This window comes from Actinotalea sp. JY-7876 (genome assembly GCF_014042015.1).
In the GTDB taxonomy this organism is placed as follows: Bacteria; Actinomycetota; Actinomycetes; order Actinomycetales; family Cellulomonadaceae; genus Actinotalea.
Map to the genome: position 1 here is coordinate 2,678,072 of NZ_CP059493.1, position 12,339 is coordinate 2,690,410.

Sequence of the window (12,339 nt, forward strand, 5' to 3'; positions counted from 1 at the left end):
GTCGGCCCCCGGCGCCGCGGCGGCGCGCCCGACCCGTAGCCTGACCGGGTGCCTCCCGAGCCCTCGACCCCCTTCCGCGTGGCCGTCGCCCCCGGCGTCACGGTGAGCAAGTGGGGCCGGGTGTGGGCCGAGCGCCGCCCCGACGTCCCGCTCGAGGTCGTCCCGCTCGAGGCGGCACCGCCGGACGTCCTCGACGCCGCCGCCCAGGTGGCCCCGCTGCACGACGGCGCCGTCGACGCCGCGTTCGTGCGCCTGCCGGTGCCCCGGGACGGTCTCGAGGTCATCCCGCTGTGGAGCGAGGTCGCCGTCGTCGTCGTGCCGCGGGACCACCCCGTGGCGCTGTTCGAGGAGGTGGCCGTCGCCGACCTGGTCGACGAGGACCTGCTGCAGGACCCGGCCTCCGTCCCCGGCTGGATCGACGCCGCCGGCGGGCGCGCGCCGACCGGACGCCCCGCACCGCCGTGGACAGGCACGGCCGACGCCGTGGAGCTGGTCGCCGCCGGCGTGGGCGTGCTGGTGGTGCCCATGTCGGTCGCCCGGCTGCACCACCGCCGCGACGTGACGCACCGGCCGGTCGTCGACCTCGAGCACACCCGCGTCGGCCTCGCGTGGCTGACGGAGCGGACCACGCCGCTGGTCGAGGACTTCATCGGCATCGTCCGCGGTCGCACGGCGCGCAGCTCGCGCGGCGCGACGCCGCCCGCCGAGGGCGCCGAGACCGGGACGGGCCGGGGTGCCCAGGACGCGCGCGGCGCGGGCGGCCCGGCCGCCCGGCGGACGGGCGCCGGCAGGTCCGGCGCGGGCACCGCGAAGCCGGCGAAGGGCAGGGGCGGCGCGGCCGGGTCCGGTCGCGGCGGGCGCCCGCCGGGGGCGCGCGGCGGCACGGGGCGCGGGCGGTCCCGCTGACGGATGCCGGGGCCCTCGCCCACTGGCAGGACGTCGCCCGCCGCGCGATGATGGCGGACGAGCAACGATGCTCCCGTACCCCGGGGGGAACCGTGGTCCAGGTACACACCGTCTACGAGGCCTACACCTGGCGCAACATGGTGGACGGCCTGCAGCAGGGCACACCGTGGACGAGCCGCACGACGGCCGTCGCCGAGGGCCGCGCCATCGCGATCGAGCTGGCGTGCGAGCACTCCGTGCACGACGTCGACGGCAGCGTCCTCGAACGCCGCGACTACGGCGCGGCCGAGCCCGGCGTGTGGCCGGGGGCGATGCGCTACACGGCCTGAGGCGCGACGACCGGGGGCACTAGACGACCGGGGACGCGTCCGGTGCCGTGCCGGCATCCGGCTCGGTGCGGGCGTCGCCCTGGCGCTCGCCCGGCGCGACCTCCTCGCGCCTGCTCGGGATCGCCGGGTCCTCGTTGCCGAGGTCGAAGCCCGAGGTCGGGCTGTCGGAGAACCCGTAGCCGTCGTTGACGGGGTCCTGGACCGGCGCGTCGGGGTCCTGACCGGGCTCGTCCGGGATGGGGGTGCTGACGTCCTCGCTCATGTCCACCTCTCGCCGGCTCGTCCTGCGTGCTGCTCCGACGCAATCACGCCCCGGGACGGCCCGCAATCCGGCGGCGGCCGGACGGGCGCCTACTCGCCGACCGACGGCACGGCCTCCGGCGCCGCCTCTGGCGCCGGCTCCACCGGGGGCGGCGGCGCGACGGGCGGCGGTGCGGCGGGTGGCGTCGCGACGGGCGGCGCTGCGGCGGGCGGCGGCGCGACGGGCGGCACGGGGGGTGCGACGACGGGCGGCGGCGCCGCCGGGGGCGCGACGGGCGACGGCGCGACGGGCGACGGAGCGGTCGCGTGCGGCGCCACGGCCCGCGGGACCGCCACCGGCGGGTGGATCGGGGTCAGCCCGCGCCGCGGCGCGACAGCGGGACGGTCGCGGTCGTCGTAGCCGGCGGACGTGCCGTACTCCCAGTGCCAGGGCTCCTGCGGCCCGCCGCCGCCCGGCTCCATGACGGGCGGGTGGTACCAGCCGAACGCCGCCGCGTGCTCCTTCATCCACAGGTAGGCGGGGGCGTCGAACTCCCCGAGGCCGCCCATGCCGGCCAGGTCGACGGCGACGCCACGGCCGTGGTTCGACCGGCCCGGAGGCGCCGCGAGCGCCCCGCGGAGCGCGCGGATCTCGGCCTGCCGCTCCGCCGAGCGGTAGGCGCTGGAGACCCCCAGGTCGCGCCCCGTGTCCGCGCGGTACGCCGCGTTGAGCCGATCGAGCGCCGCGGCGGCGTCGCACCGCAGCAGCGCCGTCGGGGCGAAGGCGGGAGCGCACAGCGCGCTCGCGGGGATCGCCCCGTTGGGCCACGAGTCGGCGACGGTCGCCGTCGGGGGGCCCTGCGGCACCCCCGTGAAGGCGGCGACCTGCGCGCTCGCGCGCTGCGTCGCCTCCTCGAGCGCGGTCAGCGCCCGGCCCTGCTCGGCGACGGCCGAGAGCTCGACGGCCCGCTCGGCGCGCATCGCGAGCGCGAAGAGCTCCGCGGCGGCCCGTTCGAGCTCGCCGGCCACCGCGACGTCGGACTGCGCCGTCAGCGCGACGACGTCGCCACCGGGCGCGTACGGCACGTCGCGCGGGTTCGCGCCCGAGGGCGCGGCGGCCGCGCGCTCGACCAGCGCCGCGAGCGCGGCCCGGGCGGCCGCGAGCTCGGCCGGGTCGACGGGTGCATCGGGCTCGGCCTCGGCGGCGCCCGCTCCACCGACGGCGCCGTCGGGCGCGGTGCTCTGATCAGGCGCGGTGCTCTGATCAGGCGCGGTGCTCTCCTCAGGCGCGGTGCTCTCGCCGGGAGCGGTGCCTTCGCCGGACTCCGTACCGCCGCCGGGCGCCGCGTCGTCCGTGCGCGCACCACCGTCGTCGAGGAAGTCCAGGGCGGCGACATCGAGCCCGGTGGCGTCGATGTGGGTCGGCCCGGACCCGCCGCCCGCCCCGGGCGTCGGCTCCGCGGTCGGGACCTGCGCGGCACCGGCTCGCCCGGCGCCCCGCTCCGGCGACCCGACCGCGCGAGCGGGCCGCGGGGTCAGGGCCTGCGGCAGGGCAGCGTCGTCGAGCCCGAGCTGCTGGGTCCACGCCAGCTCGGGCGGCGCGGGCGACTGCGTCCGGTCCGCGGTCGGCTCGACGGTCGGGGCGGCCCGTCCGGCGGCCGTCCGGACCACCTCGGACGCGCCGTCGGCGGCCTGCAGCGCGGCACGGGCGACGGCGAGCGTCTCCGCGCGCCAGGCGGTCGCCCATGCGGCCGACTGTGCGGTGAGGCGCCGCTCGGCGGCCCGCGCCGCGGCCTCGCCCGGTGCACCCGCCACCGCGGCGTGCGCCGCCTGGACGCGCGCGAGGGCGTCGGGGTCGAGGGAGCCGGCGGCCGTGCCCGCTGCCATGCCGCCCGAGACGAGGAGGACCGTCGCGAGCGACGCAGCGGCGGTCCGACGCGGACTGCGCCGCGCCGTGCCGGTGCGCCCGCGCCGCATCGCGCGTGCCCTGCCTTCGCTCATCCGACGTCCTAGGTCCCGGTCGGGGCGTCGGCGCGCGCTGCTGCGGTCGGCGCCCGGTCCGGGCGTTCGTGTCTGGACCCCCAGGCTCGCACATGACGGGCGAACCGGACAGGTCAGGCGCAAATCATCCTGAGGGCACCCGTCCCGAGCCGGCGGCCCGAGGCGTTGCCGTCCCCGCGGCACGGGCGCAGACTCGAGGAAAGCCTCGACGGAGCGGGTGGTCACCGTGCAGCTCACCTCCAGCACCCCCGACGGCCTGCCGCTCCTGGCGGCCGGGCGGCACCGGCGCCCGAGCCAGGGCGCGTGCCTCATGGAGCTCGTCAGCGTCCTCGCCGGTGAGCGCTGGAGCGACGCGCCGCCGTGCACGTACCCGCTCCTGGCGCGCCTCGCGCGGCTGGTCAACGACGCGACGTCGGACGAGGCACGCCCGCGGCTCGCCCTCCTCGCGCCGTCGCTCGTCGGCCTGCGACCGCCGGGCATCGGGACGCAGCGCGAGCGACCGCGCCGGAGCCGCCGGCGCGGTCGCGCGCCGGATGACGCCGCGTGGGACCTCGAGCTGGCGCTCCTGGCGGCGACCATGGCACTGCCGCACGCGGCACCGTGGTACCAGCGGCCGCTCGCGGCGGCGCTGCTCACGTGCGAGCAGGTCGCCGGCCCGGGCGCCCTGCGCGCGGACGCCCGCGCCGCGCTCGACGCGGCCCCCGACGCCACGCGGTGGGCCACCGGCTTCGTCGCGGCCCTCTCGCCGCGGCGCGGACCCGACGCCGACGCCGTCGTCGAGCTCGCGGTGCGCTCGCTCGGCCCGGCGGGCGTGCCGCGGACCGATGCGCTCCTCGCCGACCTGCTCGGTGCGGCGGTCGCGCTCGCCGAGCGCCTCGCCGCAGGAGCACCCGGCCACCGCCCGCTGTCCCGCGCCGCGGGCGAGAGGCCCGGCCGCGCCGTCAGCGACGGCGGTGGTCCTCGATCGCCAGGCGCGGCCCCCGGCGCGGCACGCGCGCCGCGCCGCTGAGCAGGAGCAGCCGGACGGCCCGGTGGCGGTGCGGGCGGTAGGGCTCGAGGAGCGCCAGCATGCGGTCGTCGTCGACCTTCTCCCCCACGAGCGCCCAGCCGACCTGGCCCGCCAGGTGGTAGTCGCCCACGGACACCGCGTCCGCGTCGCCGAACGCGCGCTGCGCCGTCTCGGCGGCGGTCCAGACGCCGACGCCCGGCACGCACCGCAGCCGGGCGAGCGCCTCCTCCCGCGGTAGCCGCCCCGCCTCCTCGAGCCGGTGCGCGAGCCGCGCCGCGGCCACCACGGTCCGCGCGCGTCCCGGGTCGACGCCCGCGCGGTGGAAGTCCCACACGGGCACCGCGGCCCACGCCTGCGCCGACGGCGGCACCCGCATCCCCGCGGGCGCCGGTCCCGGGGCCGGCGTGCCGTGCGCCCGCAGCAGGTGGCGCCAGGCGTCGTGCGCGGTGCGCGTGATGACACGCTGCTCAAGGATCGCCGGGACGAGCGCCTCCAGGACCCGGCCCGTGCGACCGATGCGCAGCGACGGCGCCCGGCGGTGCGCCTCGCGGACCGGACCCGGCGGCGGGTCGAAGGTCGCGGCGTCGTCGTGCGCGCCCAGGACCGCCGGCGCCGTGGCCAGGGCCTCCCCCGCGCCCGGACCCCATGCGAGGACGTCGACGGCGCAGGGCCCGCACGGCGCCAGGCGCACGGTGGCCGGACCCGACGGCATGAGCGTCGCCCGCCACACCGCGCCGTCGGGCCCGAGCTGCCAGGCGGGGTCCCCGAGGCCGCGGCGCAGCGGCGCCAGGGTGCGCCGCACGTCGACCGGCCCGGGCAGGGTCACGGTCCGCTGCTGCTCCACCGGCCCATCGTCACACGCGCCTGCGACAGCCCCGTCCCACGCCGCCACCGCCCGCGGCGGACACGTCGGCGGGCGCGCCGCGGATCCGGCACGGTGGGCACATGCCCGTGCGCCACGTCCTGTTCCCCGGCCGCCACCACCTCGTCACGCGGTTCCAGACCGACTACCTGCGCGACCTGCTCGCGGGCCGCCTCACGGACACGGCGGGCGAGCCCGTGCGGTGCGACGACGACGCGCGCGTCGTGTGGGCCGTCACCTCGGCCACCCACTCCGGCACGCGCCGCAACCCGGTCCCGGCCCACCGGCGCGAGGCGATGATCGAGCGCGTCGGCGCCGCCGAGGGGACGGAGCCGCTCGTGGTGCCGGTCGCCGACGTCCCCCCGAGCGACCGCTTCGCGCGCACCGTCCTCGGCAGCGTCGAGGTCTGCCTCGGCCTCACCCTGACGCCGGCGGACACCGTCGTCGCGTGCTCGACCCCGGCCGTGGCGGCCCTCTGGGCGGCGCTCGGCTTCCGGGTTGCGCCCGTCGAGGACGGCCACCCGGACGCACCGGCGCGCCCGTGGGACGTCCTCGAGCTCGCCGTCGCCGGCGACGACCGGTGGCGCGACCTGGCCCACCCCGCAGCCCTCGCGTACTACGAGCGCTACGGCCTGGCCGACGTCGTCCGCACGGCCTACCTGGACCCGACCGTCGGCGCCGAGGGCGACCTCACCGCCACGCGCGACTACCGGTCCTACACGGCCGACTTCGACGACGCGTCGGACCGCAAGTGGGCGCAGGTCGGACCGCACGTGCAGCCGGGCCGGGTGGTCGACCTCGGCTGCGCCGCCGGCGGCCTGCTCGAGCGCGCGGCGCGCGACCCGCGGCTGGCGGAGTCCGACCTGTACGGCATCGACGTCTCCCGCCACCTCGTCGCCGAGGCGGAGCACCGCAAGGCGCAGGGCGTGTTCGCCAACCCCAACGTCTTCTTCGCCCAGCGCAACCTGCTCACGGGCCCCGTCTTCCCCGACGCGACCGTGAGCACGACGACGACGATCGCCCTGACGCACGAGATCTCGAGCTACGGGCGCGGGCGCGACGACCTCGAGCTGCTCGCGCGGCGGATCTTCGCCCACACCGCACCCGGCGGCGTGTGGGTGAACTCGGACGTCCTGGGTCCCGAGGGCGGGGACCGCACGGTCCACCTGCACCTGGACGGCGAGCCCGGCGACGCCCGCGACCTGGGGGCGCTCCCGGGCGACGACGTCGCCCCCTACGTCGAGGCGCTCTCCCCCGCGGGCCGCCTCGCGCAGTTCGCCCGCGACTTCCCCGCCCTGTCCGGCGGCGCGTGCGACGTGCGCTGGGCGGCCACGACGACGCGCGACGACGGCGGCGTCACGTCGGTCGCCGAGCTCAGCCTGCGCGCGGCGATGGAGTTCCTGTACACGCGCGACTACGTGCGCAGCTGGCTGTCCGAGTGCCACGAGCGCTTCTGCGACATGACGTGGCCCGACTGGTCCGCCCTCCTGCACGACGTCGGCTTCGAGCTCGCCCCGGCGAGCACGGCGTGGCGCAACGACTGGCTCGTCACCCACCGGCTCTCGGTCGGGGCACGCCTCGTCGACCCCGTCACGGGCGACGGCGTGCCGTGGCCCGACACGCACGTGCTGACGGTCGCACGGCGCCCCGCGTGAGGACCGCGCCCGGCGTGCTGCGGGCCGCGGGCCGCTGCTAGCGTCACGCCGGTGACGACGCCCCCTCCGCCGCCGCCCCCCGGTCCCCCCGGTCCGACGCCGCCGTACGCGCAGCAGCCGTACGCGCAGCCGCCGTACCCGCAGCAGCCGTACGCGCAACAGCCCCACCCGCAGCAGCCGTACCCGCAGCAGCCGCAGTCCGCGGACCCGCCCCTGCCGAGCATGGGCGAGCTGGGCAAGGACATGGCGCGCGAGATGGGCCAGGGCCTGCTCGAGATCGCGGTGTGGGCGCTCGCCGTCGTCGTGGTCGTCGGCGGCCTGGGCCTGGTCGGCTACCTCTTCGTGGGCCGCCTGGGCCTGGTCGTCGGCGCTCTCGCGGGCGTCGTCGTGCTCGGTGTGCTGTGGGTCGTCCTGATCGTCACGGGCGCCTCGCTCGCGTCCCGCCTGGTCCGCCGGGAGAGCTCGCCGCGCTGACGGTCGGCGCGGCCGAGCCGCGGGCGCCGCACGGCCTCAGCCGGCGGCGCCGCGCGGTCCGCTCAGCGCAGCGGGGGTGACGGGATGCCCTTGTCGATCTTGTCGATGACCTCGGACGCACCGCGGAGACCCGACCGGATGGGCTCCGGGATGTTCCCGATCGGCCCGAGCCCGTTGTCCAGCCCGTCGCGCAGCGGCGTCTGCATCCCGTCGTTGCCGTTCAGCTGGTCGTCGGCCTCGTCCGCGATGATGTCGCGCAACCCCTGGAGCCCGGTCCTGCCCGCCTCCGTCAGCGGCGACGCCGACAGCCCGGTCAGCGGCTGCACGACCGGCTTGAGGATCAGGCCCTTGACGAGCAGCGTCTTGATGAGGAACCCGTTGCGCGAGAAGAACTTCATCTTGTTGACCGCGCGGAGCAGGTTGGCGAGCTGGGTCAGCAGGCTCGCGACCTTCGCCAGGACCGTCGCGATCTTCGAGTAGGCGACGGCACCGCGCGCCGCGGCCGCGGCGGCACCGGCCGCGGCCGACGCCCCGAGCGTGACCACGCTCAGCGCCGCGCCCACGACGAGGGAGAGCAGGGCCCACTCGATGAGCTCGCGGATGATCGTCGCGACGAGCTCCTCGGCCGTCTCGACCTCCATCGCGGCGTCGTCGAGGAACTCGGCCGTCTCCCGCGTGGAGTCGGCGAGGCCCTCGACCTTGGTCTGCAGCTCCTTCATCGAGGCGGCGAAGGCCTCGTGCGCGTCGCCCTCCCAGGCGCCGGCGAGGGGCTGGAGGACGTCGCGGTGGTGGTCGACGAGCTGGTCCAGCGTGGTCGCCAGGTCACGCCACCGCTGGGCCGTGGACCGGACCTCCTCCGAGTCGCCCGTGACGGAGTCGAACAGGTCCGCCAGCGGCGCGACGACGGGCCGCAGGACGGCGTCGACGAGCCCGTCGAGGGGCGCCATCCAGCCGTTGATCTTGTCCCAGACGGAGACCGCTCCACCGACCGACATCAGCTGCCTCCGGACATCAGCTTGGTGAACATCGTCGCGACGGCCTCGTCGGAGCCCACGTACGCGTCGCGCGAGAGCGACAGCGCGTCGCCGACGTTGTCGTAGATCTCCCTCAGGGCGGTCAGCGCCTCCCCCAGGCCCTCGTACCGCTGATCGAACGCCGCCTGGATCTCGTCCGACGACGGCAGCTTGCCCAGGCTCCCGGACGGCAGCTTCAGCTCCCCGCGCCGTCCCTGCAGGTTCGCGTACCGGCCGGCGAGGTCGTGGTGGCGGTTGGCCGCGAGGCTCAGCGCGTCGTGCTCGACGGAGAACTCGCCGCTCACGCGCCGGCCTCCGACTCGCGCTGCCGCCGGTCGGCGATCTCGTCGCGCAGCAGGTCCCGGGTGGACTCCGGGACGCGGCCGGCGATGAGGTCGCGCACGTCCTCGGCGCCGGGCATGCCCGCGGTGAGCGCCGCGACCTGCTCCCCCATCGCGACCTGGGCGCGCCCGAGCGCCTCCAGGACGGCCGTCCGCAGCTGGTCGGCCGAGAGCCGCTCGGCCACGGACGTGAAGACGACGTCGGTCACCACGCCGGAGGAGCCCACCGTGACGGTGACGGCGCGCTCGGTGCTCTGACCCGTCGCCCGCGCACCGGCCAGCTCCTGCTCGAGCCGGGCGGCTGCCTCGAGCCGCACCCGCGCCTCCTCCTGCATCCGCTCGACCCACGCGTCGGTCATGGCTCCACCAGCGCTCACTCGTCTCCCTTGTTGATCTCGGTGGCCTGAGATTAGGGGGGGACGGCGATACCACGCCACGAGAGGCCGAGGCGAGAGACCAAGGTCACCCGGAAGGGGGAACCGACCGGCCCACGACGGCCCGGTTCACCGCGTACAGCACGACGCCGATCGCGAGCAGCAGCCCGGCCCGCAGGTAGACGTCCGCGCCGCGCCCCGTCAGAGGGCTCGCGAGCACCGCGCTGACGACCGCCCCCGCGACGGGCACCCAGGTGGCGGCGCGGAAGTGGCCGCCCTCGCCCGGGTCCGTGCGGCGCAGGACCAGCACCGACACGTTGACGACCACGAACACCAGGAGCAGCAGCAGCACCGTGGTGTCCGCCAGCCCTGCCAGGTCGCCCGTGCTGACGAGCGTCAGGGCGACGGCGAGCGTGAACGCGATCGCCACCCACGGGGTGCGCCGCGTCTCGTGCACCCGGCCGAGCACGCGCGGCACGATGCCCTCCCGCGCCATCCCGTACACCAGGCGCGACGCCATGATCATGTTGATGAGCGCGGTGTTGCCCACGGCCAGCAGGGCGATGACGGCGAACAGCGCCGGCGGGAACGGGACCCCCGCCACCTTGACCACCTCGAGCAGCGGCCCGCTCGAGTCCACCAGGGTCTGGGTGTCGACGAGCATGGAGGACGTGAAGGCCACCGAGAGGTAGATGACGCCGGTGATGGCCAGTCCTGCGAAGACGGCGCGCGGGAAGTCGCGGCGCGGGTCGCGGCACTCCTCGGCCAGGTTGACCGAGTCCTCGAAGCCCAGGAGCGCGTAGAAGGCGAGGGCGGTGCCGCCGAGCACCGCCAGCAGGACGCTGCCGCCGTCGCCGTCGAGGCGCACGGCCCGGCTCACGTCGCCCTCGCCCGTGGCGACCGACCACACGCCGATCGCGACGATGACGAGCAGCCCGGTGAGCTCGACGAGCGTGAGCACGACGTTGACCCGGACCGACTCCGAGATGCCCACGAGGTTGATCACCGTCACGAGCCCGAGGAACACCCACGCCGCCGCGACGGTGGGCACGCTGACGAACTCGGCCAGGTAGTCCCCGCCGAAGGCCCGCGCGGCCGCGGACGCCGACGTGATGCCGGACATCATCACGGCGAAGGCGACGAGGAACGTCAGGAAGGGGCGCCGGAACGCGCGGTTGGCGTACAGCGCGGCGCCCGCCGCACTGGGGTACTTGCCGACGAGCTCGACGTACGAGGCGGCGGTCAGCGTGGCGAGGCTGAACGCGACGAGGAACGGCACCCAGATCGCGCCGCCGACCTCCGCCGCCACCTTCCCCGTGAGGGCGTAGATGCCGGCGCCGAGGATGTCCCCCACGACGAACAGCAGCAGCACCTTGCGACCGACGGTCCGGCGCAGCCCGCCGTCGTCGGCCGGCGCGCCGTCGGTGGCCTCCCGCGGCGCGGTGGGTGTGGTGGACATGCGGCCTCCCTGTCCCGGGACACGGCTCCGACGACTGCACTCCGACAACTGCGGTCCGACAACTGCTCCGTGAGCGCAGTGTGAGGCCGCGGCCCGCGGCGCGCGCGCCCAGCGCCGCCGCCCGTGGGCGTGCCGACCGCGGCGCTCAGCCGGCGTCGGTCGGGCGGGTCCCGCCGAGGCGCCACCACGAACGCCGTCGGGCGCGGCCCCGTGCGCGCCGGTGCGCGCGCTCCGCCTCCGCCCGCGCGCGCTCGGCCGTCCTGCGCTCCGCGTCGGCGTCGCGGCGGCGGCGCGCGCGCTCGGCCCAGCGGCGGACCTCGGCCTCGACGTCGCGCAGCGGCGTCACCACCGGCGGTCCGCCGAGCAGCTGGCGCCGGGCCGCGACGATCCGTGCGTTGAACTCCGTGACCGCCGCGCGCACCTGGTCCGGACCGGCCAGGCGGTCGAGGCGCTGGTCGAGGACGGCGTCGTCCGTGCGGAGCTGGAGCGCCTCGGGCAGCACGCCCGTGATGCGCTCGCGCTCGACGAGTCCCTTGAGCCACCAGTCGGGGTCGTGGCGCCCGTCGATGCTCGGGATCGGCTTGCCCGCGAGCGGGAGGTCGTCGAACTGGCCGCGCGCGATGGCCTGCCGGACGAGCTCGTCGACCCACTCACCGCGCCGGTCCATGCGCCCGCGCCCGTCGAGCTGCGACACCGGGGCCGCGGCGCCGTCCGGCTCCGCGGCCTGCGGCACGTCGGCGTCCTGCTCGACCAGGCGGTCCACCTGGTACCGGGCCGCCGAGCGCATCGGGTCCTCGTCGTGGTCCATGCGCCCTCCCTGGGTCCGACGATAGGCGCCGGCACTCGCGGCGCCCACCCCGCGCGTCGTCCGCGGCGGGGCCTAGCCTCGTGGCACGGCGGTGTGCGGCGGACGGGCGGGACGGTGCGATGGGCGCGGACGAGGACCCGTGGTCGGCGGTGGCCGAGGGCTGGTCGCAGCTGTGGGGCCCCAGCGGCGCGCCCGTGTGGCCGGTGCTGCTGGGGACGACCGGTGTCGGCCCGGGCACGCGCCTGCTCGACGTCGGCTGCGGGAGCGGGGAGCTGCTCCGCGCGGCGCGCGGCCGCGGTGGCGACGCGGTCGGCGTCGACCCGGCGCCGGGCATGGCGCGGCGCGCGGCCCGGCACGCGCCCGGGGCGGTCGTGATCGCCTCGGCGGACGACCTGCCCTTCCCCGACGCGACGTTCGACGTCGTCACGTGCGTCAACGCGCTGCACCTGGCCGACGACGTCGACGACGCCCTCGCCGAAGCCGTCCGGGTCCTGCGGCCGGACGGCTGGGTGGCGCTCGCGGGCTGGGCCGAGGGCTCGCGCAACGACCTGCAGCGGATCGAGGCCGCGGTCGCGCGCCGCGCGGGCGACGACGTCCCGCCCGACGGCCTGCTCCACCGGGAGGGCGGGTTCGAGGAGCTGCTGCGCGACGCGGGACTGGCGCCGGTCGCGGCGGGGCTCGTCGAGGTCCCCTGGCAGGTGCCCGACGACGACGCGCTCGTGCGCGGCGTGCTCCTGGGCGAGGACGCGGCGGGCCTGGCCGACGCCCGGGCGATGGTCGTCGAGGCGGCGCGCCCGTTCCGCTCGCCCGACGGCGGCTACCGGCTCGTCAACCGCTACCGGTGGGCGGTCGCGCGGGCGTGAACCGT

Annotated in this window: 14 protein-coding genes; 6 read left to right on the plus strand and 8 right to left on the minus strand. The window is 77.3% G+C overall.

What is annotated here, in order from left to right; translation table 11 throughout:
* The first annotated feature begins 48 nt into the window (after positions 1-48).
* Together H2O74_RS12335 and H2O74_RS12340 are read left to right on the plus strand one after the other, a co-directional pair.
* Complete coding sequence (locus H2O74_RS12335) at positions 49-906, plus strand: LysR substrate-binding domain-containing protein (protein WP_182111850.1); 858 nt, start codon at positions 49-51, stop codon at positions 904-906.
* 92 nt (positions 907-998) lie between these two features.
* Positions 999-1,235, plus strand: coding sequence for a DUF2188 domain-containing protein (locus H2O74_RS12340; RefSeq protein ID WP_182111851.1), 237 nt, complete (start codon positions 999-1,001; stop codon positions 1,233-1,235).
* Between the two features lie 19 nt (positions 1,236-1,254).
* On the opposite strand, the gene H2O74_RS12345 is transcribed toward H2O74_RS12340, so the two are convergent.
* Both H2O74_RS12345 and H2O74_RS12350 read right to left on the minus strand, forming a co-directional pair.
* On the minus strand, positions 1,255-1,497 hold the full coding sequence (locus tag H2O74_RS12345; protein ID WP_182111852.1) for a hypothetical protein: 243 nt from the start codon (positions 1,495-1,497) through the stop codon (positions 1,255-1,257).
* A gap of 89 nt (positions 1,498-1,586) precedes the next feature.
* Positions 1,587-3,476, minus strand: a complete 1,890-nt coding sequence (locus tag H2O74_RS12350) for a M15 family metallopeptidase (RefSeq protein WP_182111853.1) — start codon at positions 3,474-3,476, stop codon at positions 1,587-1,589.
* Between the two features lie 226 nt (positions 3,477-3,702).
* On the opposite strand from H2O74_RS12350, the gene H2O74_RS12355 reads away from it, so the two are divergent.
* Positions 3,703-4,485 (plus strand): hypothetical protein, encoded by a 783-nt coding sequence (locus H2O74_RS12355; protein ID WP_182111854.1) that lies wholly within the window; start codon positions 3,703-3,705, stop codon positions 4,483-4,485.
* Here the strand turns inward: H2O74_RS12355 and H2O74_RS12360 are convergent.
* A complete protein-coding gene (locus tag H2O74_RS12360; protein ID WP_182111855.1) occupies positions 4,418-5,329 on the minus strand; it encodes a DNA-3-methyladenine glycosylase in 912 nt (303 codons plus the stop codon). The genes H2O74_RS12355 and H2O74_RS12360 overlap by 68 nt on opposite strands.
* A gap of 101 nt (positions 5,330-5,430) precedes the next feature.
* On the opposite strand from H2O74_RS12360, the gene H2O74_RS12365 reads away from it, so the two are divergent.
* Together H2O74_RS12365 and H2O74_RS12370 are read left to right on the plus strand one after the other, a co-directional pair.
* Positions 5,431-7,002 carry a class I SAM-dependent methyltransferase gene (locus H2O74_RS12365; RefSeq protein WP_182111856.1) on the plus strand — a complete coding sequence of 524 codons (1,572 nt, stop codon included), beginning with the start codon at positions 5,431-5,433 and terminating at the stop codon, positions 7,000-7,002.
* A gap of 51 nt (positions 7,003-7,053) precedes the next feature.
* Entirely contained in the window at positions 7,054-7,476 is a 423-nt protein-coding gene (locus tag H2O74_RS12370; protein ID WP_182111857.1) for a hypothetical protein, read from the plus strand.
* A gap of 62 nt (positions 7,477-7,538) precedes the next feature.
* Here the strand turns inward: H2O74_RS12370 and H2O74_RS12375 are convergent, their stop codons facing one another.
* The 5 genes from H2O74_RS12375 to H2O74_RS12395 all read right to left on the minus strand — a co-directional run bounded on the left by H2O74_RS12375 (position 7,539) and on the right by H2O74_RS12395 (position 11,471).
* Positions 7,539-8,471 (minus strand): WXG100 family type VII secretion target, encoded by a 933-nt coding sequence (locus tag H2O74_RS12375; protein WP_182111858.1) that lies wholly within the window; start codon positions 8,469-8,471, stop codon positions 7,539-7,541.
* Positions 8,471-8,794 carry a WXG100 family type VII secretion target gene (locus H2O74_RS12380; protein WP_182111859.1) on the minus strand — a complete coding sequence of 108 codons (324 nt, stop codon included), beginning with the start codon at positions 8,792-8,794 and terminating at the stop codon, positions 8,471-8,473. Before H2O74_RS12380 ends, H2O74_RS12375 begins: the two co-directional genes overlap by 1 nt.
* Entirely contained in the window at positions 8,791-9,189 is a 399-nt protein-coding gene (locus H2O74_RS12385) for a YbaB/EbfC family nucleoid-associated protein (protein WP_182111860.1), read from the minus strand. The genes H2O74_RS12380 and H2O74_RS12385 overlap by 4 nt, the downstream gene beginning before the upstream one ends.
* 103 nt (positions 9,190-9,292) lie before the next feature.
* A complete protein-coding gene (locus tag H2O74_RS12390) occupies positions 9,293-10,663 on the minus strand; it encodes an APC family permease (protein WP_182111861.1) in 1,371 nt (456 codons plus the stop codon).
* A 145-nt stretch (positions 10,664-10,808) separates the two neighbouring features.
* Positions 10,809-11,471, minus strand: a complete 663-nt coding sequence (locus H2O74_RS12395) for a DUF1992 domain-containing protein (RefSeq protein WP_182111862.1) — start codon at positions 11,469-11,471, stop codon at positions 10,809-10,811.
* A 119-nt stretch (positions 11,472-11,590) separates the two neighbouring features.
* Here H2O74_RS12395 and H2O74_RS12400 point away from each other — a divergent pair, with 119 nt between their 5' ends.
* On the plus strand, positions 11,591-12,334 hold the full coding sequence (locus tag H2O74_RS12400) for a class I SAM-dependent methyltransferase (protein WP_182111863.1): 744 nt from the start codon (positions 11,591-11,593) through the stop codon (positions 12,332-12,334).
* Positions 12,335-12,339: the final 5 nt, after the last annotated feature.

Coding starts and splice junctions, on each gene's coding strand:
- H2O74_RS12345 (WP_182111852.1), bottom strand. CDS start 1,497: ATGAGCGAGGACGTCAGCACCCCCATCCCGGACGAGCCCGGTCAGGAC.
- H2O74_RS12350 (WP_182111853.1), bottom strand. CDS start 3,476: ATGAGCGAAGGCAGGGCACGCGCGATGCGGCGCGGGCGCACCGGCACG.
- H2O74_RS12365 (WP_182111856.1), top strand. CDS start 5,431: ATGCCCGTGCGCCACGTCCTGTTCCCCGGCCGCCACCACCTCGTCACG.
- H2O74_RS12375 (WP_182111858.1), bottom strand. CDS start 8,471: ATGTCGGTCGGTGGAGCGGTCTCCGTCTGGGACAAGATCAACGGCTGG.
- H2O74_RS12385 (WP_182111860.1), bottom strand. CDS start 9,189: ATGACCGACGCGTGGGTCGAGCGGATGCAGGAGGAGGCGCGGGTGCGG.
- H2O74_RS12390 (WP_182111861.1), bottom strand. CDS start 10,663: ATGTCCACCACACCCACCGCGCCGCGGGAGGCCACCGACGGCGCGCCG.
- H2O74_RS12395 (WP_182111862.1), bottom strand. CDS start 11,471: ATGGACCACGACGAGGACCCGATGCGCTCGGCGGCCCGGTACCAGGTG.
- H2O74_RS12400 (WP_182111863.1), top strand. CDS start 11,591: ATGGGCGCGGACGAGGACCCGTGGTCGGCGGTGGCCGAGGGCTGGTCG.